At 59.5% G+C, this 21,789-nt stretch carries 23 protein-coding genes and 1 pseudogene; 12 read left to right on the top strand and 12 right to left on the bottom strand.

Features of this window, described 5'->3' with window-relative positions:
• Nucleotides 1-57: 57 nt before the first annotated feature.
• From AC1DF8_RS09740 to AC1DF8_RS09700, 9 genes are all read right to left on the bottom strand, one after another.
• A complete protein-coding gene (locus AC1DF8_RS09740; protein ID WP_478153195.1) occupies nt 58-837 on the bottom strand; it encodes a molybdopterin-binding protein in 780 nt (259 codons plus the stop codon).
• A complete protein-coding gene (locus tag AC1DF8_RS09735) occupies nt 834-1,661 on the bottom strand; it encodes a cytochrome b/b6 domain-containing protein (RefSeq protein ID WP_478153706.1) in 828 nt (275 codons plus the stop codon). The genes AC1DF8_RS09740 and AC1DF8_RS09735 overlap by 4 nt, the downstream gene beginning before the upstream one ends.
• Nucleotides 1,662-1,788: 127 nt before the next feature.
• Nucleotides 1,789-2,391 (bottom strand): hypothetical protein, encoded by a 603-nt coding sequence (locus tag AC1DF8_RS09730; protein WP_478153704.1) that lies wholly within the window; start codon nt 2,389-2,391, stop codon nt 1,789-1,791.
• Nucleotides 2,392-2,509: 118 nt separating this feature from the next.
• Nucleotides 2,510-3,091, bottom strand: a complete 582-nt coding sequence (locus AC1DF8_RS09725) for a TetR/AcrR family transcriptional regulator (RefSeq protein ID WP_478153193.1) — start codon at nt 3,089-3,091, stop codon at nt 2,510-2,512.
• Nucleotides 3,092-3,140: 49 nt separating this feature from the next.
• Nucleotides 3,141-3,755 (bottom strand): LysE family translocator, encoded by a 615-nt coding sequence (locus AC1DF8_RS09720; protein WP_478153191.1) that lies wholly within the window; start codon nt 3,753-3,755, stop codon nt 3,141-3,143.
• Between the two features lie 234 nt (nt 3,756-3,989).
• Entirely contained in the window at nt 3,990-4,427 is a 438-nt protein-coding gene (gene flgD / locus AC1DF8_RS09715; protein ID WP_478153189.1) for a flagellar hook assembly protein FlgD, read from the bottom strand.
• 449 nt (nt 4,428-4,876) lie between these two features.
• Nucleotides 4,877-5,188, bottom strand: coding sequence for a DUF2934 domain-containing protein (locus tag AC1DF8_RS09710; RefSeq protein WP_478153187.1), 312 nt, complete (start codon nt 5,186-5,188; stop codon nt 4,877-4,879).
• 127 nt (nt 5,189-5,315) lie between these two features.
• Nucleotides 5,316-6,599, bottom strand: a complete 1,284-nt coding sequence (locus AC1DF8_RS09705) for a cystathionine gamma-synthase family protein (RefSeq protein ID WP_478153185.1) — start codon at nt 6,597-6,599, stop codon at nt 5,316-5,318.
• Nucleotides 6,600-6,719: 120 nt separating this feature from the next.
• Nucleotides 6,720-7,406, bottom strand: a complete 687-nt coding sequence (locus AC1DF8_RS09700) for a dimethylsulfonioproprionate lyase family protein (RefSeq protein WP_478153183.1) — start codon at nt 7,404-7,406, stop codon at nt 6,720-6,722.
• Between the two features lie 186 nt (nt 7,407-7,592).
• On the opposite strand from AC1DF8_RS09700, the gene AC1DF8_RS09695 reads away from it, so the two are divergent.
• From AC1DF8_RS09695 to AC1DF8_RS09665, 7 genes are all read left to right on the top strand, one after another.
• On the top strand, nt 7,593-7,967 hold the full coding sequence (locus tag AC1DF8_RS09695) for a hypothetical protein (RefSeq protein ID WP_113213103.1): 375 nt from the start codon (nt 7,593-7,595) through the stop codon (nt 7,965-7,967).
• A complete protein-coding gene (locus AC1DF8_RS09690) occupies nt 7,964-8,398 on the top strand; it encodes a helix-turn-helix domain-containing protein (protein WP_112546370.1) in 435 nt (144 codons plus the stop codon). The genes AC1DF8_RS09695 and AC1DF8_RS09690 overlap by 4 nt, the downstream gene beginning before the upstream one ends.
• 8 nt (nt 8,399-8,406) lie before the next feature.
• The gene (locus AC1DF8_RS09685; protein ID WP_113115709.1) at nt 8,407-10,245 is read left to right on the top strand and encodes a peptide antibiotic resistance protein; all 1,839 of its coding nucleotides are present in this window, start codon (nt 8,407-8,409) and stop codon (nt 10,243-10,245) included.
• Nucleotides 10,246-10,257: 12 nt separating this feature from the next.
• The gene (locus tag AC1DF8_RS09680) at nt 10,258-10,476 is read left to right on the top strand and encodes a hypothetical protein (protein ID WP_007815536.1); all 219 of its coding nucleotides are present in this window, start codon (nt 10,258-10,260) and stop codon (nt 10,474-10,476) included.
• A gap of 47 nt (nt 10,477-10,523) precedes the next feature.
• On the top strand, nt 10,524-11,681 hold the full coding sequence (locus AC1DF8_RS09675; RefSeq protein WP_478153702.1) for a YcaO-like family protein: 1,158 nt from the start codon (nt 10,524-10,526) through the stop codon (nt 11,679-11,681).
• The gene (locus tag AC1DF8_RS09670; RefSeq protein WP_478153180.1) at nt 11,678-12,415 is read left to right on the top strand and encodes a TfuA-like protein; all 738 of its coding nucleotides are present in this window, start codon (nt 11,678-11,680) and stop codon (nt 12,413-12,415) included. Before AC1DF8_RS09675 ends, AC1DF8_RS09670 begins: the two co-directional genes overlap by 4 nt.
• A gap of 75 nt (nt 12,416-12,490) precedes the next feature.
• Nucleotides 12,491-12,742 carry a hypothetical protein gene (locus tag AC1DF8_RS09665; RefSeq protein ID WP_112546366.1) on the top strand — a complete coding sequence of 84 codons (252 nt, stop codon included), beginning with the start codon at nt 12,491-12,493 and terminating at the stop codon, nt 12,740-12,742.
• 55 nt (nt 12,743-12,797) lie between these two features.
• Here AC1DF8_RS09665 and AC1DF8_RS09660 read toward each other — a convergent pair whose 3' ends face one another.
• Nucleotides 12,798-14,126: an aminotransferase-like domain-containing protein gene (locus AC1DF8_RS09660; RefSeq protein ID WP_112971792.1), complete on the bottom strand. Its 1,329-nt coding sequence runs from the start codon at nt 14,124-14,126 to the stop codon at nt 12,798-12,800.
• Nucleotides 14,127-14,226: 100 nt separating this feature from the next.
• Between AC1DF8_RS09660 and AC1DF8_RS09655 the strand changes: the two genes are divergently transcribed.
• The 5 genes from AC1DF8_RS09655 to AC1DF8_RS09635 all read left to right on the top strand — a co-directional run bounded on the left by AC1DF8_RS09655 (nt 14,227) and on the right by AC1DF8_RS09635 (nt 19,118).
• Nucleotides 14,227-15,198, top strand: a complete 972-nt coding sequence (locus AC1DF8_RS09655; RefSeq protein WP_478153177.1) for a substrate-binding domain-containing protein — start codon at nt 14,227-14,229, stop codon at nt 15,196-15,198.
• Nucleotides 15,199-15,243: 45 nt separating this feature from the next.
• Complete coding sequence (locus tag AC1DF8_RS09650) at nt 15,244-16,137, top strand: ABC transporter substrate-binding protein (protein WP_478153175.1); 894 nt, start codon at nt 15,244-15,246, stop codon at nt 16,135-16,137.
• A complete protein-coding gene (locus tag AC1DF8_RS09645) occupies nt 16,134-17,075 on the top strand; it encodes an amino acid ABC transporter permease (RefSeq protein ID WP_029616495.1) in 942 nt (313 codons plus the stop codon). Before AC1DF8_RS09650 ends, AC1DF8_RS09645 begins: the two co-directional genes overlap by 4 nt.
• Complete coding sequence (locus AC1DF8_RS09640; RefSeq protein WP_018115311.1) at nt 17,072-17,851, top strand: amino acid ABC transporter ATP-binding protein; 780 nt, start codon at nt 17,072-17,074, stop codon at nt 17,849-17,851. Before AC1DF8_RS09645 ends, AC1DF8_RS09640 begins: the two co-directional genes overlap by 4 nt.
• An 85-nt stretch (nt 17,852-17,936) precedes the next feature.
• Complete coding sequence (locus tag AC1DF8_RS09635; protein WP_478153172.1) at nt 17,937-19,118, top strand: M20 aminoacylase family protein; 1,182 nt, start codon at nt 17,937-17,939, stop codon at nt 19,116-19,118.
• A 9-nt stretch (nt 19,119-19,127) separates the two neighbouring features.
• Here AC1DF8_RS09635 and AC1DF8_RS09630 read toward each other — a convergent pair whose 3' ends face one another.
• Together AC1DF8_RS09630 and AC1DF8_RS09625 are read right to left on the bottom strand one after the other, a co-directional pair.
• Nucleotides 19,128-20,312 carry a GTP-binding protein gene (locus tag AC1DF8_RS09630; protein WP_478153700.1) on the bottom strand — a complete coding sequence of 395 codons (1,185 nt, stop codon included), beginning with the start codon at nt 20,310-20,312 and terminating at the stop codon, nt 19,128-19,130.
• A gap of 89 nt (nt 20,313-20,401) precedes the next feature.
• Nucleotides 20,402-21,789 (bottom strand): annotated as a pseudogene (locus AC1DF8_RS09625) (DUF4082 domain-containing protein); the annotation flags it as partial.

Genomic DNA, 21,789 nt, shown 5'->3' with positions numbered 1-21,789 from the left:
CTGCCTTTCCTGATGACTTCAATACAAGACGATTATCGCAAGAGGGCACGGGATCGCTCAGATCCCTGCGTACCACGCGTAGCCTCGGTCTTCCCAGAAGCCGCCATTGCCGCCCCACAGGCCGGCAAAGCTGTCGACGATCTCGATGCGCATGATGTATTTGGCCTGTTTGTAGCCGAGTTGCCGTTCGACCCGCAGCCGGAGCGGCGCGCCATGACCGACAGACAGATCCTTCCCGTTCATCTGATAGGCTAGGATGGTCTGCGGATGGAACGCGTCGATGAGGTCAATGCTCTCATAGTAGCGGCCACTTCCATCAAGTGTCTTCTCCAGCTCGTCGGCACAGTGAAAGACCGCAAATCGAGCGTTCGGCTTCAGTCCTGCCGAGCTCAGGACGGCCCCAAGCGGAACTCCCGTCCATTTCCCGATTGCGCTCCACCCCTCGACGCAGTCATGGCGGGTGATCTGGGTGCGAGCCGGAAGCCTCTTGAGGTCAATGAGGGAGAGTTCCTGGGGCCGATCGACGAGACCGTCGATCTTCAATCGCCAGTTTGCGAATTTGCCTTCGACGAGTTCGGCATAGTCCTCGCTGTCAGGCGCGCTCGTGCCGTTCACGCGGAAAGAGGGAGAAATATCCGTCTCGGCAAATTCGCGGGCGAGAGCATCGCGTCCCTGCAGCAGCCTTTGCGCCTTCATCGTCAGATTTTCGGCCGAGCGGATAACGCTGGCCACACCCGCGTTCTGTTCCAGTATGTCGCAGCCTGAGAGCGTGAGTGCAGAGGCGCCGAGCGTGCTGCCGATGAGAAAGCGCCTGCGGGTCAGGAAGGGACGCGTCATGAATGTGGACCTTTTTCTCTGATGGCATAGCGACCCGTGATCATCGAGCGCATGTTGTTCCAGGTTCCCGACAGCACGACCATCGTCACATGGACGAGCACGAAGAGGACGAGAAGCGTTGCGGTCACGAAGTGGATTGTGCGCGCCGACTGGCGCCCGCCGAAAATATCCACCAGGGCAGGCACGATCGCATCAAAGCCGGGAGACATTGTCAGGCCGGTCAGCAACATCGTCGGCAGCAGAATGACGATCACCGCAAGGTAAGTGAGCTTTTGGAGCGCATTGTAGCGCTTCGCTTCTTCCCCTCGCGGGAAGCGCAGACGTGCGTGGTCGAGGATTTCGCGCCACAGATGACGCGGGGAAAGATCCCTGCGCGYCGGTGCGAGGTCACGCCGAAAATGGCCGCTCAGGATGCCGAAGCCAACGTAGCAAATGCCGTTGGCGAGAAACACCCAGGCGAAGAAGAAGTGCCAGCGGCGGCCGGTTGCGAGATCCTGAAAGGACGGGATCGTTGCCCAGGTCGGAAATGCCCGCGGCGTCGGTTTCCCCTCGAAGGTCGAGACGCCCAGAACACCTGATGTCGGCACCTCGACGCCGGCGATCCGGACGAAACCACTGATATCGTCGCCCTGTCCGCTCGAGCCGATCGTCAGGACAGCTGGATCCCCGTCTGCCCCATAGTGCCCCCAGTAAAGTTCGGGATGAGCGTTGAAAATCTGCAATCCGCTTAAGAGCAGGACACTCAGGCAGATGACGTTCAGCCAATGCGTCAGCCGCGTGACCAGGGAATGACGATGGATCATCAGGATCCGGGGATATCGCATATTGTCGTTGTCGGGACTGTCGCTCACGGATGCGGCCTTCCGGTCGGGTTGATTTGTTGGGTGTATTGCAATGCTGGATGCCGCCGGTCGGCCAATGGGGGCGGAAGCCGACCGGCGGCGACGTGGCTCACATGGGAGGCACCACGCCATTCTTGCCGACGATAACGCGATGCGCGACTGTGCCGCTCGAAGCCTTCTCGGCCGATATGAAGACCACCGCCCCTGCAACCAGGTCGTCCTTGGTTGCAGGGGCGATCGTCACCACCGGAGTGCCGTCCGGAATGGAAATCTTCTTTTCCTTGCCGTGGTAGGACACGGTAACGGTCCGTCCGTCGACATCCTTGACCGCATCGGCGACCGTGGCATTGGTCATGCTGCTGTTGGGTTTGAGATCCCAGCCAAAGCTTCCTTCGCCGGCTCCCTTGAGCGCGGGCGGAAAGATCAGAACTTCGAGAGCGCCATCTCCACCCTGATCCTTCGGCAGGGAGGCGATGCCTACGTAGTCTCCGGGCTGGATGTCGCTGACCTTTGCGTTGGCGACGCTGGCAACCTGCCAGCCGTCCGCGAGAGCGACATCGACGGTTTCTCCCTCGCGCGTCTTCACTTTCAAGTTAGAACCTGCGAAGTCGACGACACTGCCTCGGATGTGGAGTTCGGCCTTTTTCTCTTCGGCTTGGACAGAGGCTGGCGAAACAAGGGTTGCCGGAATGCCGGCCAAGCCGGCGACCATGATGACTGGAAGAAGTCTGCGCAACATGTGAGGTTCCTTACCTACTAGTTGGTAGTTTCGACGGCGCTATTTTGCCAGATATTTCCGTCGACGCACCGCCCCGCCGACAGGAATGAGATCATCGCGGCCGCAGCCGTTGAAGACTAGGCTCGAGAATGAGTTCAAAGACAGCGGGCGTCCCATAGGCTCGTGCCGATAGCATTGCGCCATGGACAGTGGCCATGAAAGCCTCCGCCTCTATGCGGGCCGGGCACGAGATTACCAGGGATCCTTGCTGGTCACCGCGCTCGATGACCGATGTCAGCCATCCGGAGAGATGCTGAAAATAGGCCCGCACTTCGATCGCCACCTCCAAAGGAAGGGCGGGCAGCTCGCTTGCAAGAAGCGCGCAGACACAAAATGGACGGCTCGCATCCTCGATACATTGCGCCCAAAAACCGGCATAGGTCTTCAGCAACTCGAGCGGATCGCTGAACCTGCGTTCAACCTCGGCCAAACCAGTCTCGCCCCTTGCGCGATAGCGGGCGACAAGCGTGCGCACCAGATCGACCTTGCTTGGAAAATGATGATGGATGCTGGCTTTGCGGATTCCGACAACGGCAGCGATGTCGGCATAACTGAACCCGTTATAGCCGCCCGATACGATCAGCTTTTCTGCACTGTCCAGGATTTCGTCATAGGTAGTCGAAAGATTGCTCATAGATAATTTCTACCTTCTAGTAGGTAGATAATCAACCCCGCTTCCTCTTTTAATTTTGGAAAATATCCCGAACATGATGAACGGCGGGGTAGAGGGACGCAACGAGCAGGCCAGAAGCCGTAACGTTGAAGAACCTCAACCTGCGCCCGATCGACAACCATCCCCTGAGAACTGTGCCGGTCCAGGCCCAGATCACGTTGGATAGGAGACCGATGACTCCGTAGGCAGCAGCAATTATCATTGCCGCACCGATCGAACGATCCGGATCAAACAGGGTTATCGCCGACACCCCGGTTGCCCAGACCTTGGGATTGATCACCTGAAAGGCCGCGGCACCGACAAACGATAGGGGCCTTGCCCCCGCGGCGCTGTTTCTCGCCGCCTGCGCAGTTGCGATCCTGTATGCAAGCCACAGAAGATAGAGGACTGACGCGATTTCAAATAATCCAACCAGAAACGGAGCGGCGTCCAGAAGCGTTATAAGACCCAGGCCCATCACGAGGACTATTCCCGAAACTCCTCCCGAAATTCCGAGGAGATGCGGCAGCGAGCGTTTAAGTCCAAAATTTGCCCCTGATGTCATGACCATAATGTTGTTGGGGCCGGGTGTGATGGTCGCCGCAAAAACGAATAGAAACAGCGGTAAAAGAATCTCAATGGTCATATTTTCTTCCCGGCGGCAGGATGCCTGCTGTGGCCACATCGATCATGGAAGCAAGCGCGGCTGACCCGGTGAACTCCCGTAACCCTGGCTGCGCTGGAGCGCGTCAGATGGGAAGGGCACTGCGGGTCTTTGACGGAGACAGCCGATCAACGATTGGTTTCGCAGATGTGTCGCACTCGCCGAAGATCTTTGCCCGAAAGATCTTTCCGCGGCGCAAAAGTGCCTCGGTGAAGGTCAGGGTCCTTCGTTCGCTGCGTTGCCACCGTCCGGTTGCGAGAGGCTGACGCCAGGCTGGATAAGAATCTTCCCGCCCTCCGTCGTTGTGGCTATGATTCCGTCGCTATAGATCTTGACGGAAGCAATCGTACCTTTGACCGTGCCATCCGCGCTCTCGATATATTTGCCGATATAGCCTTCGGCCTGAGCGAGGCTGGAACCTGCCAGCAGGGCATCCAGCTTCTGATTCGTCTGGATCGTCTGTTCGACCTGCGAGAAGCTGGCGAGCTGGGCCAGTTGTTCACTGGCATCCACGGGGTCGGTCGGATCTTGGTTCTTCAACTGCGCGATGAGGAGCTGCAGGAAGTCGTCATAATTCACCATCGCCTTCTGCTGCGCGGTGGTCGTGTTGCCCGGCATGGAAGTGCCGAGGCCCGTGAGAGAACTTGTCGTCATAATCGATCTCGGTTGTTTGGGTCAGTTGGAAGCCGTGTGATACCGACACTAAATACCTACTAGTCGGTAGTTTCAAATATGAGTCTCCAGCGTTAAGATGATGCATTCAGAACCACATCAACGCCTACCTTCTAGTAGGTACTATGTCAATGTTGCAAGATGGGAACTCCTGCCCAAGGCGAATTCTGCTTTCTCGCCGTGGCCGCCATGTGCCGCCCTTACAGTCCCGTCCAAAGGCTGTCGCTTGGCCGACCGAGATCGGTGACGGATATCATCCAGCCGGGGCTCGAAGGATGGGTACAGTTGTCGAGAACTCGCCGACGTTTCTGGCCGCGCAGCCGCATTTCGAGACCTGGGTTCGTCGTATCCGACAGGCACGACCTATCGGACACAAGAAGACAGCACAGGACACGAGCTAAAGGTCGGCGCGCGATATCGGCCAGATTGCCTCAGTGCTTGGTGACGCCCCCGGAAGCTCTGGCGGGCTTCGCCGGCGGAGGTGTCGTAGAAACACTCTGGGCATCGCTCTTGGTCTTCCCAACGCTTTTAGCCTTCGCTGTGCTTTTCGGCTTCGCAGGAGTGCCAGCAGTGGTGGCCTTTTTTGGGCGAGACTTCTTGGCGGGCTGACGGTTAGACTCGCCGCTCGCCGCGATTTCCTGAAACGCCCGGAGCCAATGCTTCAGATCTTCGCCGTGTGGCCGACCTTCCCGTTCCCAGATTTCGTAGGCGCGCTGTCTGATACGATCCTCATTCGATGCCATCTGACCCTCCCGTCAAGCTGTTGCCAGGAGCAATCAGATGGCGCGCCGCGCTCCAACGGCAATGGCTACGCGCGCATTTCCCAGCGTCATCCGGTGCGCTGTTGGCAGCGACGCTGAAGGTTGCGACCTACGTTGCGTCGAGTGCCAGGGTGAGATCGGCGATAAGATCATCCGGATGTTCGATGCCGATCGACAGTCTGATCGTTGCATCGAGAACACCAATGCGCTGGCGTACCTCGGCCGGTACGCCAGAATGGGTCATGGTTGCCGGATGCGAGGCCAGGGATTCCGTTCCGCCGAGGCTGACGGCAAGCTTGAAGATCTTCAACGCGTTGAGAAACCGGAACGAGGCCGGCTGGCCGCCCTGGATATCGAATGAGAATGTCGAACCGGCGCCGCTGCACTGGGCAGCGAATGTCCTGCCGACAGCAGAGCCGGGATCGCTGTAAGGCAAGTAATGGATCGTCTCGACCTTGGGGTGCTGCCTCAGGAAATCCGCCACTGCCTTCGCATTGCTGTCGGCCCGCTCCATGCGGATCTGCAGCGTTTCGAGCGAGCGTCCGAGCATCCAGCATGAATGCGGATCGAGCTGCGTGCCGATGGCACCGCGAAGCGCCTTCACTTGCTTGATCAACGCCCGGCTGCCAAGTGCTGCTCCGGCGATCAGGTCCGAATGGCCGCCGACATATTTGGTCAGGGAATAGAGGGAAATGTCTGCGCCATGCTCTATCGGGCGCTGGAAGACCGGGCCGAGCAGCGTGTTATCGCAGGCGACGATAGGTATATGGCCCTGCTTCTGACCAATCACATCTGCAACCCGTCGGATCATCGCGACGTCGACAAGACTATTGGTCGGGTTTGCCGGCGTCTCGATGAGGATAATCGAAACACGGCCCTTGGCCATTGCCTGCTCGGCCGCAGCCTTTACCGAGGCCTCGCTGACGCCATCTGCAAAGCCGACGGCGGCAACGCCAAGATTGAGGAAGGTCTTCGCAAGCAATGTTTCCGTCCCGCCATAAAGCGGTTGCGAGTGGAGGATCGCATCTCCCGGACGAACGAAGGCGAGCAGTACCGTCGCGATGGCCGACATTCCCGATGAAAACACCGCGCCGCTCTCGGCTCGCTCGTAGACCGCCAGACGATCTTCCACGATCTCGCTGTTGGGATGATTGAAGCGCGAATAGACGAGACCTGCACCCTTGCCTTCCGGCGGCTCTTTCCGGCCGGAGACATAGTCGAAGAAATCGCGACCGTCTTCGGCGGAGTTGAAAACGAAGGTGGACGTCAGGAAGACGGGCGGCTTGACCGCACCTTCGGAGAGTTCCGGATCATAGCCATAGTTGAGCATCTGGGTTTCCGGATGCAGAGGATGATTGCCGATATGGGTTCTTGGAGGATGCGGTGCAGTCATGGAACGTCTCCCTCAATTAGCGGCTTTCCGGCATCAACAACGTGTTTGCGCCTTTCTAATATCTGGAGCGCTGCAGCAACAGAGAAACACCCCTCACGACCAGCTCGGCAAATTTGCCATTCACCTTCCGATCTCTTCAACGTGACACCAGACCGCCAGAAGCGGGGTGGTGGTGCAGCGCATGGCAAATGCCTGGCCCGCTTCAGCGGCAAAGACGCCGCCTATTCCGGTCGAAAACCAGCTCTCCCCGGCGATCGAAAGCTCGCAGGGAGAAAGCGGCAGGAAGGCCCTTGAAAACCGCTGCACGTGATCCGGAAAACGGCTATAGGGTTCCATGTAGGTCAGGCCGACCCGGATATCCGCCCGGTCTTCCAGGCCTCCCGGGCCAACAATCACGCTATGCGCATGGGCTCTTTCAAAATTCAGGCTGGCAAATGGTCCGCTTCTGCCTCTGATCCAAACGAGCGATTCCGCAAGACGCCAAACACTTTGCGCCACTTCGGCGTAGATGTCTCGAGCAGCGATTGCATTTTGAAGAGCCGCCTCGAGGCCTGAAGGGATTCCCGTATCGGGGGGCCGCTTGTCGCGTAGCGTTCCCGTGCGTTCCAGCTTTTGAAAGACTTTTCCCGCGACAAAACTCGCCATCGTCGAGGCCGAAGGATGCAGCATCGCGCGGGCCAGCAGGTTCAGGAAATTCTCGAGCTCCACCGGCCGTTCGGCAGCACCTCGCTCGCRCAGCCTGTGTTTCACCGGCTCTTTCTCGTCGGTGATGAGTAGATCTGCGTCTCGTTTGATGGTCCTGCCCATAACGTTCTCCGTGGAGGACCTTCCCTACAGTGCCCCACCCAGATCCGGCAAGGACTCTGATCAATCTGCCTCAGCCAAAATTGACGATCACGAAGAAGGAGGTCCACGCTCTTGTGGATGGCGACACATCAGGCCTTTATACTGGCGAAATGGCGCCATCGCGGCGCGCATTGAGCAATCCTTGTTATGCCCGACTTCATCCAGTCGGTTCGGCTGCACGACCTTGGACCGATCGTCGGAGCTGCTCGTGCAACCCTTCTCGCAAACGAACTTCAGGAATCTTTTTTCCACGCCTTATCCTGCGAGGAAAGCACCCTGCCCTATTTCACGCGAAAGCGGACAAGGGAAGCTTTTCCCGGATTTACAGTTCGCAGCCACTATTTTTACTGTCCTGGCTCAGGTCAGACATTGTTCAACCGAATGATTCCGACAAAAAAGGCTATTTTCAACAAAACGTTACTGGTGCTGCAGCCTCGATCACAGAAATTATTATATTACTTTCGGTTGCATTTTGGCGCAAACCTCGCAATGATCGCCATTGACCGGAGGTTCCAGCCATGAAGGCCAAGTCGCCCACATCGATCGATACCTATGTCGGCAGCAGGGTGCGGGCACGCCGCAAGTTGCTCAGGCTGTCGCAGGTCGGGCTTGCGGAGCGAATCGGCGTTACCTTCCAGCAGATCCAGAAATACGAAAAAGGCATAAACCGCATTGGCGCGAGCCGATTGCAAACGATCGCCGAGACATTGGGCGTACCCGTTCAATTCTTCTTCGAAAATGACACCGAGCCGACCACCTATAACCTTGTCAGCAACGGCAAGGATGATCTGAATGCGTTCTTGACGTCGAAGGATGCCCAAGCCCTCAACCGAGCCTTCATGGCGATAGAGAGCCCGGCTATCCGGCAGAAGCTCGTTGCCCTTGCCAAGAGCCTGGCCAGGAGCACACAGCCTGACAGTGACGACATCATCCATCCCGAAACCGGCGCCTGAGGGCTCTTGTGGTTCACCTCCAGACCTTTGGCGAGTTGCGACTGACGGACAGCTTGGGCGCGCCGATCCGCTATCCGGTCAAAGCCCTGGTGATGCTTGCCTATCTGCATTGCTCACCGGACCAGCAGCGCAGCCGACAAGAGCTTGCGCGGTTCTTGTGGAACGAGACGGGAGATCATCTTGCAGATCTCAATTTGCGGAAGCTGATATCGCGCATTCGCGATACGACGACATCCGACGAACAGATCCTGAATTTCGGGCCGCCTTTCGTCACCCTGAACAAGAATGTCCTATCGGTTGATCTCGACATATTGCGCCAGGAAGAACAGCCGGTTGCGCAATTGGCGGCCGTCAGCGATCTCGTGCAACGTGGCTTCATTCCCGGTCTGAACGCGTCAACCAGAGCAATCGATGGGTGGATCGAGCGCGAACGGCAGCTCCATCTGCTCACCCTGCGGGATATCTTCGTCAAGGCCGCGGATCATATCCGCGATGACGAGGAACGTCGCCTTCTGCGCCGCTCGGGACTTCAGCTTCTTGAAGCCTTTCCCGGTGACGAGCAGATCCGCTCGGTCCTTCGCGGTACGGCGGACGATCATTCGCAATACCGGCCACAGGCGGCGCGCGCCGTGGCAATGGCAAGCAGCCGCATCGCCGAGCAACAAGACGCCGGAATTCCGCAAATCATAACCGCAGCATCAACACCGCGGCTTGTGCTGCTGCCTCCGGGTGCAACGGCGCTGTCGCGGGAGGCGTCAATTGCTGACGCCCTCATCGAGGATGTCACGATCGAGCTCTGCGCCCTGCGCAACATATCCGTCGTCGCACCCCATACGGCCGAGCAGATTCGTCGCGACTCCGACAAGGCCACGATCGTTCAGCGGCACTCGATTTCCTACCTCCTGGATACGCGGCTTTCCGGAGAGGGCCTGTATGCGCAACTTATCTATTTTCCAACCGACGAGATTTTGTGGGCGGCACGATTTGACATGGCGGTAGAAACGCTGCCGGCGCAGAGGCGCTCGATTGCCCAGAGACTTGCCGACGCCGTCTCCGGACAATTGAAACGAAATGAAAGCATTCGCCTTCGTAATGAGGCTGATCCGCAGGCCTATCATTCCTATCTCGTTGGCGCAGGCCTGCTCACCAAGCTCAGCCTGCCGGACATCCGCCGTGCCCGGAAATCCTTCAAGCGCGCACTGCATTTTTCGCCAGACTATGCCCCTGCTTTCACAGGCCTGGCGCGGACATTCACCAGCGAGTGGCTGGTGACTGCGCAAGGCGATCCCGCCCTGCTGCAGCTTGCGGAAGATCAGGCGCTTCGTGCGATAGAGAGGGATCTGGAATCGGCAGCCGGGCATCGGGAACTGGGTGTTGCGAAGCTCTACCGGGGAGCGGTCGATGACAGCGTTGCAGCACTTGACCTCGCCGAAAGCCTCAGCCCGCATTATGCCGATGTGATCTATAGCCATGCGGACACGTTGGTCCATGCATCGCGGCCGCAAGATGCGCTGGAGAAAATCAAGAAAGCCATCTCGCTCAATCCGATCGCACCCGACGCCTACCTCTGGTGCGCGGCCGGGGCGAGCTACTTCCTTGAACGCTACGAAGACGCGCTCGGCTTTGTCGATCGGATGAAGGACAAGGCACCAGCCTATCGCATTGCGGCGGCCAGCTGCGCGATGATCGGCGATCGAAAACGGGCGCAGTTTTATCGGCAACGCGCCGAGCTCCTCAATCCCGCTTTCGAGGTCGAGAAATGGCTCGCCTTGGTGCCTTTCAAGGAGCGGTGGCAAAAAGAGCTTTACCGGGACGGTCTTTTCAAGGCCGGATTTTCAAAAACCTAAGGGAGAAATACTATGGCAAAAGTTGTTGTATTGGGCGTAACAGGCGAAAAGGGACTCTGGCTCGTGGATATCGCCGCGGGCACCGTAACACCGGTGCAGGTGCCTGCCAGCGGTGATCTGGCGGCAGCCGTCAAGCAGCGCGATGCCGGCGGCGTATTCATCAAGAATGTCGATTTCGCAATTGCCGTCTCCTCGGCTGATACGGTCTTCTCCGGCCACGTGGACGGCTAAGGCGCGCGACGCTGACCGGTCAATCCGACCTTTATTCCGATCGAACGATTGCGCCGCGGGACACGTTGTCCCGCGTCGCGCCCTATTTGGAGGCGATGGGCATCACGCGCCTGTCACGACAGACCGATCTTGATTGTGTCGGTCTTCCGGTCTGGTGCGCCTATACGCCAAACTCCCGCTCCATTGTCATCGCTCAAGGCAAAGGACTTGAGGATATCGACGCCAAGGTCTCGGCGGCGATGGAAGCCTTGGAGCGCGCTGTGGCAGGTGAGCCAATCACCACCACTACGGTTTCATCGGCGCGTGACCTGCGACGCCGAGGCGATTGCGCCGAACCGCTCGATTGCCTGATCGCAAGCGGAGAGCAGACCGTGGGCGAAGACGAGGTGCTGACCTGGAGCCTGGCAACCGAATTGCTTCACGATCGACCGATCCATGTTCCACAGGATGCCGCCCTCCTCGATCGGACGCGACCGAACCGTTTCTGGATGTCGTCGGACGGGCTTGCCTCGGGCAATACACTTGAAGAGGCAATGTTTCACGGCATCCTGGAGCGCATCGAGCGCGATGCCCACGTCCTGTGGCAGATCGTCAGCGATCACCAGCGCGACGCATCCTGCGTCGATCCGAGAAGTTTTGCCGATGCCGCGCTCTCAGACCTGATCGACAGGATCGAGGCCGCGGGGCTCATCTTGAAACTCTTCGATATCACGAGCGATATTGGTATCCCCTGCTTTACCGCGCTCGTCGCTCCATCAACAATCAACGGCAAAATACCGCTTCGGTTCGTCGAGGTTACAGGCGGAAGCGGCGCTCATCCCTGGGGCGTGCGAGCGGCAATCCGCGCTGTAACGGAAGCCCTTCAGTCGAGACTGACCTATATCAGCGGCGCCCGCGACGATGTCTGGCCCGAACTGTTCACGACACCGCTTCCGATACGGACCCGCAGTGCCTTTCTTGCCGTCCCCGCCTCGGTCTCCGCGGCCGCCATCGCAAGACCAGCCGGGACCATATCGGATCTGTTGCAGGAATTGCTGGAGAGACTTCGCGCCGGCGGGATCGGCTCGGTAATCGCACTCCCCCTGACGCCAGCAAACCTTCCATTTTCGGTGGTGAAGATATTCATACCCGATCTTGAAAACCCGGCAGGCGACAGGCTTCATCGTTTCGGCCAGCGGGCCCTTGCAAGGGCTATGCGCGCGTGAAAGTCGTCTTCATTGGCCCGAGCCTGCCTGACGCGGCCAAGCACGCCGCCACGGATATCGCTCTCCGCCCGCCGGCTGTGCAGGGAGATGTGCTAAGGGCGGTGGAAGATGGCGCCAACATCATTGGCTTGGTAGACGGCGGCTTTGAGAATACCGCCCCGGTTTGGCATAAGGAAATTCTCTTCGCCCTTTCCCTTAATGTCACGGTCCTCGGCGCCGCCAGCATGGGGGCGCTGCGCGCAGCCGAATGCCGGGCGTTTGGAATGATCGGCATTGGCCGGATTTACAACGACTATGTCAGCGGAGCCGTCGTCGATGATGCCGATGTCGCGCTTCTACGCGAGCCGATAGAATTGGGCAGCAGAGCGCTGACCGTGCCGATGGTCAATGTGAGAAGCACTTTGGACGAGATGGAAAGGCTGCGGCTCTTCGATAAGGCCTTTCGCCTGGCTCTCGAACAGGCAGCTCTAAACCTCTTCTTCAAAAAGAGAACCTGGGCTCTCATCGTTCGCGCATGTGCGGCAATACCGGCATCGCGAAAACAGTATTGGCTCGACATGCTGAGGATGCACGCGATCGACCAGAAACGGATCGACGCCCTCGCTCTTCTCGAAGCTGTTCGCGACCGGGATGATCAGCGCGTGTCGACAAATCGCGACTGGGAATTCAGAAGAACCACGCTTTGGTCAGAACAACTGACCCGCTTAAAGGCTCGAGCGCCATTACACCTATAAAGTGTTTCACGCGTTTTTCACACACTTTAGTACCGAACTGTCCTTATTGTCGTCTGTGCAATCTGGAGAATCGATATGTCGGTCATAGGGTCGGGAAAGCGCCTGTACGAATCGGCGGCAGCCATGGATAATCTTGACGAGCTGATGGCTTTGGCTCGGATGATCACCTATGCAAAAGCGGTCGCTGAAGATTTGAAGATCGAACCGAGCGCTCAATCTCTCGACGCGGCATTGACGGCGGTCACGCGCGAGCTGCGCAGGGCAACCGATGCGGATCTTCCCGGTCTGGAGCCTCTGCTTTCGGACATGAATATCGAGCTGCACTGATTGGCCCTGCCGCTGATGCGCCAGTGACTGTAGGAAAGCCACAGGACGCCGAAGACTAGGCCGGACTGGCGGCGAGGGCGATCGAGTCGGCCACGGCATCTACCCGATCCGATAGGATGGCCGTTGCCACGCGAAGATGTGCGCTTGGAAGGATGGAGAATTTCGCACCGGGATGAACCGCGATACCCCGCGCCGCCAGCGTGACCATCGCGAAGGGTTCAGATGAGACTGGCACCCAGGCGCATAATCCGCTGCCATGCTGCGCCTCGATCCCACGCTCGCCCAGGGCATCGACCAGATCGGCCCGACGCCGGAAATAAATGTCACGAGAGCGCTGCAACGAGGCTTCCGTCAGAGGATCCCTCAGAAGCCAAGCCGTGGCCGCCTGAAGAATACGGCTTGTCCAGCCAGCGCTGAAGCTGCGGTAGGACTGTATCTGTTCGACGATCGCCCGCGAGCTTGAGAGCACGGCAAGCCTCAGATCCGGACCATGCGTCTTTGAATAAGAGAGAATATGAATTGTCCGGTCGGCAAACCGGCCGCCGAGTGAATGACGCGGAGCCGTGGAAATGTCGGCGACACCGTCATCCTCGACGATCAACGTGTCGGTGCCGTCGAGAATGTCTCCAAGCCTTTGCAATCGCTCGCTGCTAACGTTCTGACCGGTCACTGAGTGAAGCCGCGGCTGAAAGATGAAGGCGACGGGCCGCAGCTTCATCGCGGCTTCGAGAGATGCAGGCTGCGGCCCCTCCCTATCGCACTGGACCGGAAGGATCCGCACGCCCCGATCCTCCAGAATATCAAGAAGCCGCATGGCGGTCGGATCTTCGATCGCAACGGAAGCACCGGGCATGACGAGCGCCTGGATGAGCGTGTACACTGCGTTATAGCCCCCGTTCGTCGCCAGAAATGCCTCCGGTTCGTATGGCCAGGTCTTTCGCACAATCTCTTCGAGTTCCGGAAGGATACGGCTCCGCTCATAGCTGTTGAGATTTTCCGCCGACGCTCCGTAGGCCATGGCTTGCGTAAGCTGCGGCAAAAGCCGGACATCCGGTACCGCCGATGTCAGGTCGAGCACGTCGGCTCCATAACGGCCGGAACTGCCGAGCCGTTCTGGCTTTGCCACGAAACGGTCGCCGCTCACCCAGGTGCCGTTCCGTCCCCTGCCGCTAATGATTTTCTGACGTCTCAGCTCGCTCCAGGCCTCTGAGATCGTTGCCGGACTGATTCCGAGCGCAAAGGCGAGATCGCGGATCGGCGGCAGCTTCGTCCCGACGGGAAGCGCCCCGGCCCGGATCAAGGCACTGGTTTCAATCGCAATTCCTCGAATTGTCCGATCGGTCAATTTTTGGGCAAACCACGCCGCATCGACAACATCGCTCATTTAATCACCACTTTTAATGTTCAATAACGTAATAACATTTGATCAGACAAATTTGAACATTTAATTATCTCGAAAACAAGGTCTTTGCGAGTGAATGCCAATGCCTCTTAGCCTGCGACTTGCCCTGCGTGACTGGGACTACATGACGCCCCTGGTTCTCGGCGATGTCTCCTCTCCCAAGCTTGATATCAAGGTCGAACGCGTCGGCACATTGCTCTCGCATCTCGGCAAGAGCGACGACTACGATGTCGCGGAGATGTCCTTCAGCCGCTATACGCAGCTGCGCATCGATGGCGACGGGAGCGTCGTCGGCATTCCGAACTTCATCATGCGCGGCTTCCGTCACCGCTGCATCATCACCCGCAAGGACGGCCCCGTCACCGAACTTGGTGAACTGGCCGGAAAGCGCATCGGCGTCACCGGATGGCGCGACTCCGGAAACACATGGACCAGGGCGGCGCTGCGCCGCGAGGGTGTCGGCGTCGATGATGCCATGTGGTATGCGGGCCGCCTGACGCAAGCGCATCCGGTGGTCGATCGCCTCGACGGGTTCGGCCGGCCCGGCCGCATCGAAGCGGCTCCCGGTGAGCGTCCCATGGTCGACCTGCTCGAGGAAGGCTTCCTTGACGCGATCTTCACGCCTTTCATGCCTGACGGCTACTTCGGCGGCGGATCGCCGTTCCGGCAAGTCGTTTCCGATTTCAGAAGTGCCGAACGTCGATATTTCGCTGATGTGGGCTATGTTCCAGGCATGCATCTGATCGGCATCAAAGCGGGCATCGTCGCGCAGAACCCGTGGGTGATCGAAGAACTCAGCAAGCTGATCGATGAATCGCAGCGGATGTGGCTGAGCAAACGCCGCAAATACGCAGACACCTCGCCCTTCATGATGGACGAGCTTTTGAAGTCTGCGGCCGAGCTTCCGGCCGGCTGGGAAGCCAGCGGCTTTGCGGTCAACCGCAAGATGATCGCCGATTTCGCCAACGAGCTTCACGTCCAGGGCATCCTGCCGCAGCTGATGACGCCGGAGGATCTCTTCTCCTTCGATGTGGACGGTAGCCGCATCGGTTGAACGCAAGACGAAACGCATAATTCGAACCAAACAGGGGAATGAACAATGTCGATCAAGAAAATTGCATGCCTTGCTCTGACGAGCGCGGTGATGATCTCGGGAACGGCCTTCGCTGAAGACGCGGCCCCGCCCAAGCTTTCGGTTAACGATGCGCTCCATGCGCAGTTGCCCGAAGCGATCCGCACGTCCGGCAAGATGATCTCCGTCAACAATGGCTCGTTTCCTCCCTATGAAATCGTCACGGGCACCGAGATGACCGGCGCAAGCGCCGATCTCACCGATGCGCTCGGCCAGGTTCTCGGGGTCAAGATCGAGCATGAGACCGTCGGCGGCCTGCCGGCGCTGCTCGCCGGTGTGAATTCTGGCCGTTACCAGTTTGCCTTCGGTCCCGTCGGCGACTTCAAGAGCCGCGAAGAGTCTAACGACTTCGTCGACTGGGTGCAGGAATTCGTGGTCTTCTCGGTGCAGAAGGGCAATCCGAAGGGTATCAGCTCCCTCGATACCGCCTGCGGCAACCGCATTGCCGTCATGGCCGGCGGCTCGGCCGAAAAGGTCATCCAGGTGCAGGCTGAAAAGTGCAAGACCGATGGCAAGGGCGCGATTGAAGTGCAGTCCTTCACCGACCAGCCGAGCTCGATCCTGGCCGTCCGCTCCAAGCGGTCGGATGCCTTCTTCTCCTCTCAGGCACCGCTCACCTATTTCGTGTCCCAGGCCAACGGCCAGCTGGAACTGACAGGTGTCGGACAGAAGAACGGCTTCGAGAACCTCTACCAGGGCGCGGTTGTCGCGAAGGGCTCGCCCCTCGGCCCGGTCCTGCGCGATGCCGTCAAGGTGCTGATGGACAACGGCACCTATGCCGCGATCATGAAGAAGTGGGGCCTTGAGAACAACATGATCAAGGAGCCCGGCATCAACCTCGGTGGGACGCTTCCGAAATGAGCACACAAACGCAAACACTCGCATCGCCCCCTGGCGATGCGAGAAGCCGGGACGTGGCCCATGCCCACAAGCCTTTCCCCAAAGGCCGCGTTGCGGCCTGGGCCATCACGCTTGCGATCGCCGCCTACTGCGCCTGGTCGGTCGCGCACAACGAGAATTTCGGCTGGCCGGTCGTCGCACACTATTTCTTCGACCCGACCGTCATCAGCGGCCTTTACGTCTCCCTTGGCCTGACGGTTGTTGCGATGATCATCGGCATCGCTCTCGGCCTCGTGCTGGCCGTCGCGAGAATGTCCAGGGATCACCTCGCAAGCACCCTCGCCTCTCTGTTCATCTGGTTCTTTCGCGGAACACCGCTCCTGGTGCAGCTGATCTTCTGGTACAATCTTTCGACGCTCTTTCCGACGCTGTCGATCGGCATCCCCTTCGGCCCGACTTTCATGAGCTGGGATACGAATTCGGTGATCAGCCCGATGACGGCCGCGATCGCGGGACTCGCCCTTAACGAGTCCGCTTATATGGCGGAAATCATCCGCGGTGGCCTGCTTTCGGTGGACAAGGGTCAGTTCGAGACGGCGGAAGCCTTCGGCATGACGCGCATCCGCGCGCTTCGCCGCATCATCATCCCACAAGCCATGCGCTCGATCGTTCCGCCGACCGGCAACCAGCTGATCAGCATGATCAAGGCCACCTCCCTCGTCAGCGTCATCGCCATGGCCGATCTCCTCTATTCGGTGCAGTCGATCTACAACCGCACCTTCGAGATCGTGCCGATGCTGCTGGTCGCCGTCCTCTGGTACCTGCTCATCACGTCGGTCCTCAATGTCGGTCAGGCCTATATCGAGCGCTATTACAGCCGCGGCGATCGCCGCACGGGTGCTGCCAAGCCTGTAAAGGAATCTGCCATCATGGCACAGGCAACGGAGGCAGGCGCATGAACGAGATCTCCACGATCGAGCCTCTCGTCAAGGCACGCAATGTCCACAAGTCCTTCGCAGATCTGGAAGTGCTGAAGGGCATCGATCTCGACGTTGCGCCCGGCGAGGTCGTCGTCGTCCTTGGACCCTCCGGCTCCGGCAAGTCGACGTTCCTGCGCTGTATCAACCACCTCGAATCCATCAATCAGGGTTCGATCGAGGTGGACGGCGAGCAGATCGGCTACCGCCTGCATAAGGACCGGCTGCTGCAGCTGTCGAACCATGCGATCGCTCTGCAGCGGCGCAAGATCGGCATGGTGTTCCAGCAGTTCAATCTCTACCCGCATATGACGGCGCTGCAGAACATCATCGAGGCACCGGTCGGCATACATGGCGAAAGCCGAAAGGTCGCAACCGAAAATGCCCTCAGACTGCTCGAACGGGTCGGGCTTTCGGCCAAGGCCGACAGCTATCCGCGTCAGCTTTCCGGCGGCCAGCAGCAGCGCGTGGCGATTGCCCGAGCGCTGGCCATCAAGCCGAAGCTGATGCTCTTCGACGAGCCGACCTCGGCACTTGACCCCGAGCTGGTCGGCGAGGTTCTCGCTACCATGCGGGATCTGGCAAATCAGGGTCTGACGATGATCGTCGTCACCCATGAGATCGGTTTTGCGCGGGAAGCGGCCGACCGCGTCGTCTTCATGGATGGCGGCAAGGTCGTGGAACAGGGCAAGCCGGAAGACGTGATCGGCAACCCGCAGCACCCCCGTACCAGAAGCTTCCTGTCGCGCTTCATCTAGCGCGGCGGCTCCCATGCTCTTGCCCTGCGGGCTGGCTTTAGCGTGAGCCGGCCGGCGATACCGCGCCCATCAAACTGGAATTGCCATGTCCCTCGACAATGATTTTGCCCGCCTCTCCGATTTCGAACCTATGGAAGCGGAGCTGACGGCCATCCGCCGGCATCTCCACGCCCACCCCGAGCTCTCCTTCGAGGAAACCGAAACAGCCCGTTTCGTTGCTGAAAAGCTCGAATCCTGGGGCTATGAAGTGACCCGCAATGTCGGGGGCCATGGCGTGGTTGCGCGCATGACGGTCGGAGCCGGAAAGAAGAGCATCGCCATCCGCGCCGACATGGACGCCCTGCCGATCACAGAGGAGACCGGTCGCCCCTATGCCAGCACGGTTGCCGGCAAGATGCATGCCTGTGGGCATGACGGCCACACGACGATCCTTCTCGGTGCAGCCGAATATCTGGCGCGCACGCGCCGCTTCAACGGCACCGTCAATCTGATTTTCCAGCCCGCTGAAGAGGCAGGCGCATTGAGTGGCGCACCCGCCATGATCGCCGACGGGCTGTTCGAACGCTTCCCCTTCGACGTCATTTTCGGTCTGCACAATCATCCGGGCGCACCCGAGGGCACCTGGCTGATGCGATCGGGCCCGCTGATGGCCGCTGCCGACAGCGCCGAGATCGTCATCAGGGGCAAGGGCGGCCACGCCTCGCGGCCGCATCTGACCGTCGATCCGGTGGTCGTTGCCTGCAACCTCGTCGTCAGCCTGCAATCGGTCGTCTCCCGGAGCATCGATCCGACACAGACCGCCGTCGTCACGGTCGGTGCAATCCACGCCGGCGAAGCCGCAAACGTCATCCCAGAAAGTGCAAAACTGCTGCTCAGCATCCGCTCCTTCGATCCGAAGGTGCGCGACACCTTGGAGGCCAGGATCCGCAGGCTCACTGAGACGATTGCAGACGGTTACGGCGCAACCGCGGAAATCGAATACACGCGCGGACACCCCGTGGTCGTCAATTCGGAGACGGAAACCGAATTCGCCCGTAAGGTTGCAGAAGAGCTGGTCGGTGCCGACAAGGTAGCCCTCTGCAACCTCATCCCCGGCAGTGAGGACTTCTCGCATTTCCTCGAGCACAAACCCGGCAGCTTCCTGCGGCTCGGCAATGGTGTGGAATCCGCGATCCTGCATAGCGCCAAATACGACTTTGCCGACAAATCCCTGACGGCGGGCGCCGCGATGTGGGCGCGCTTGACCGAACGCTATCTCGACAACTGAGAGCTTCGCCTACCAGGCCGGGAACGGATCTTCGAGGGCCGCCCAGTCGCGCGGGTCGGCGCTCGCGAGGCAATCGTCCAGTGCGGTCCGCACGCCTGTCTCGTCCATGCCAACGCCGATGAATACCAGCTCCTGCCGGCGGTCGCCCCAGGCGCTGTCCCATCGGCTCTGCAGGTGTTGTTGAAACTGTTGATGGTTCGGCCAATCCTGTCGCGGAACGGCCGCCCACCAGAGACCCATGGGTTCGCAGCGCCGCTGAACCCCGGCGGCCGACATCAGGCCTACGTGGCGCGGACGTGTGGCAAGCCAGAAATGGCCCTTGGCGCGCAGCACTCCCGGCCAGGGCTCGTCCAGAAATGCGCGAAACCGCTTGGGGTCGAAGGGACGCCTCGTGCGGTAGACAAAGCTCGATACCCCGTATTCCTCCGTCTCGGGAACATGTTCGCCCGGGCTGTACAATTCCTTGTGCCACAAGGGATGCGCAGCAGCTTTTTCTTCGTCGAAGAGGCCGGTATTGAGAACTGTTGCCAGGGAGACCTTGCCGAGATCAGTCTCCACCTGGCGTGCATCGGGGTTGAGGGACGCAACGATCTTGCGGACCTCCGCGCGGGCCTCTTCAGTCGCGTCCGAGATCTTGTTGATCACCACGATATCGGCAAACTCGATCTGGTCGACCAGCAGATCGATGAGGGTGCGGCGGTCCTCGCCGTCGCGTTGCAAGCCGCGGTCGGCAAGCAGATCGGCAGTACCGTAGTCGACTAACAGGTTCGCGGCGTCGACCACAGTGACCATCGTGTCGAGCCTCGCAAAATCGGAAAGCGAAACACCGTTTTCATCGCGGAAGGAAAATGTTGCTGCAATTGGGCGTGGCTCGGCGATGCCGGTACCCTCGATCAACAGATAATCGTACCGCCCCGCTTCGGCCAGTCGCCGCACTTCCGTCAGCAGGTCGTTGCGCAGGGTGCAGCATATGCAGCCGTTACTGAGCTCGACCAATGCCTCCGTCGTATGCGAAAGGTTGCAGCCGCCGTCTCGAATGAGGCTTGCGTCTATGTTCACTTCACTCATGTCGTTGACGATGACGGCAACCCGCAAACCCTCCCGGTTGTTCAGGACGTGACTGAGAAGTGTCGTCTTGCCAGCACCCAGAAAGCCAGCAAGCACGGTCACCGGCAGCCGCTCGATCCCGTTCATCGTCATGCCCTGGATATGGCCGCCCGGAGCGATTGGCGTTTGCGTCGTATAAGCCTCATTCGAATCCTTCGTAATCTCCTTGTGATAGGTCATGCGGCAAGCTGCGGGCGGAAGATCACATCGGCGTAGTAATTGGCTGAATCATAGGTATTGCTCGGGAAGTCGCGACGTAAGCGCCTGTTGTGTGATAGGAGGCGACATAGGTGGTATTGGCGGTGATGGTGACGGGTGTTGTAAAGTTGACCGTCTGCCAGCCGCTTGCCGTGGTGTTGGTGAAGGTGGCTGTCGCGAGTTTGGTGCCGGTGGAACTCCACAGGTCGACGACGTTCTGTCCGTTGTCGTTGGCGCTGCGATAGAACTTGATGCCGGTAATGTCGCCGCCAACATTCGACTGGAACTTGACGCCCAACTCAAGCTGCTGGCCATCGTTGAGGTTCGTCTGGGTCGGCGTGCTGGAGGCGGAGAACAGGCTGTAGGTCGTTGGTGCTGCCGACACTGCGACACTGAAGGTCTCGTTGGCCGAAAGACCGCCGAGATCAGTCGCCGTTACCTTGACACCATAGGTGCCCGATGTCGTCGGATTACCACTGAACGTCCGGGTCGTGGCATTGAAGCTCAGCCAGGCGGGAAGCGCCGTGCCATCAGCAGCCGTTGCCGAGTAAGTCAGCGTCTCGCCGCTGTCGACATCGGTGAAGGTCGTGGTCGGCACCGCGAAGGAGAAGGCAGAGCCGACGGTGGCGTTCTGGGTCGCCGTCTGAACGGCGAGCACCGGTGCGTCATTGGCGCCATGGATGGTGATGGTCAGGCTGGCCGTGGCGGTGGCCCCGGCCGTGTCRCGCATCGTGTAGCTGAAGACATCGCTCAGCGTATTGGTCGACTGGCGCAGCCCCTGAACGGCGGCATTGGTCTCGTTGACGGCGTAGCTGTAGGCACCCGATGCATTGAGCACGAGGCTGCCATAGGTGCCGTTCAGCGCCGTGCCGAGCGTGCCCGATGTCGAACCGAAGACCACGGCCGTGACCGTCTTGGTGTCGCCGGCATCCGGATCGGTGTCGTTGGTCAGCACGTTGCCGCTCGCAACCACACCGCCCGAACCATTGGCAACCCCACCCTTCTCGGTCGCGTCGCCAGCATCGGCAACCGCCGTTGGCGTCGTGTTGTTCGCGGTCGAGGGGCGGAAGACCACATCGGCATAGTAATTGGCGGCACTGTAGGTGGCGTTCGGGAAAATACCTGTCGTGGCCGATCCGCCATAGCGGTAGACGCCATTGCCGCTGGCTGTCGCCGTCAGCGGGCCGCTGGTGACGGCCGTTGTGTAGAAATTGTTGGTCGCGACGTAAGCGCCTGTTGTGTGATAGGAGGCGACATAGGTGGTATTGGCGGTGATGGTGACGGGTGTTGTAAAGTTGACCGTCTGCCAGCCGCTTGCCGTGGTGTTGGTGAAGGTGGCTGTCGCGAGTTTGGTGCCGGTGGAACT

It is taken from the genome of Rhizobium sp. 05N49 (assembly GCF_056396805.1).
This window is presented reverse-complemented; position numbering and strand designations above follow the sequence as displayed.

Coding starts and splice junctions, on each gene's coding strand:
- AC1DF8_RS09740 (WP_478153195.1), bottom strand. CDS start 837: ATGACGCGTCCCTTCCTGACCCGCAGGCGCTTTCTCATCGGCAGCACG.
- AC1DF8_RS09730 (WP_478153704.1), bottom strand. CDS start 2,391: ATGGTCGCCGGCTTGGCCGGCATTCCGGCAACCCTTGTTTCGCCAGCC.
- AC1DF8_RS09725 (WP_478153193.1), bottom strand. CDS start 3,091: ATGAGCAATCTTTCGACTACCTATGACGAAATCCTGGACAGTGCAGAA.
- AC1DF8_RS09720 (WP_478153191.1), bottom strand. CDS start 3,755: ATGACCATTGAGATTCTTTTACCGCTGTTTCTATTCGTTTTTGCGGCG.
- flgD (WP_478153189.1), bottom strand. CDS start 4,427: ATGACGACAAGTTCTCTCACGGGCCTCGGCACTTCCATGCCGGGCAAC.
- AC1DF8_RS09710 (WP_478153187.1), bottom strand. CDS start 5,188: ATGGCATCGAATGAGGATCGTATCAGACAGCGCGCCTACGAAATCTGG.
- AC1DF8_RS09705 (WP_478153185.1), bottom strand. CDS start 6,599: ATGACTGCACCGCATCCTCCAAGAACCCATATCGGCAATCATCCTCTG.
- AC1DF8_RS09695 (WP_113213103.1), top strand. CDS start 7,593: ATGCCCGACTTCATCCAGTCGGTTCGGCTGCACGACCTTGGACCGATC.
- AC1DF8_RS09690 (WP_112546370.1), top strand. CDS start 7,964: ATGAAGGCCAAGTCGCCCACATCGATCGATACCTATGTCGGCAGCAGG.
- AC1DF8_RS09680 (WP_007815536.1), top strand. CDS start 10,258: ATGGCAAAAGTTGTTGTATTGGGCGTAACAGGCGAAAAGGGACTCTGG.
- AC1DF8_RS09665 (WP_112546366.1), top strand. CDS start 12,491: ATGTCGGTCATAGGGTCGGGAAAGCGCCTGTACGAATCGGCGGCAGCC.
- AC1DF8_RS09660 (WP_112971792.1), bottom strand. CDS start 14,126: ATGAGCGATGTTGTCGATGCGGCGTGGTTTGCCCAAAAATTGACCGAT.
- AC1DF8_RS09655 (WP_478153177.1), top strand. CDS start 14,227: ATGCCTCTTAGCCTGCGACTTGCCCTGCGTGACTGGGACTACATGACG.
- AC1DF8_RS09650 (WP_478153175.1), top strand. CDS start 15,244: ATGTCGATCAAGAAAATTGCATGCCTTGCTCTGACGAGCGCGGTGATG.
- AC1DF8_RS09645 (WP_029616495.1), top strand. CDS start 16,134: ATGAGCACACAAACGCAAACACTCGCATCGCCCCCTGGCGATGCGAGA.
- AC1DF8_RS09640 (WP_018115311.1), top strand. CDS start 17,072: ATGAACGAGATCTCCACGATCGAGCCTCTCGTCAAGGCACGCAATGTC.
- AC1DF8_RS09635 (WP_478153172.1), top strand. CDS start 17,937: ATGTCCCTCGACAATGATTTTGCCCGCCTCTCCGATTTCGAACCTATG.
- AC1DF8_RS09630 (WP_478153700.1), bottom strand. CDS start 20,312: ATGAACGGGATCGAGCGGCTGCCGGTGACCGTGCTTGCTGGCTTTCTG.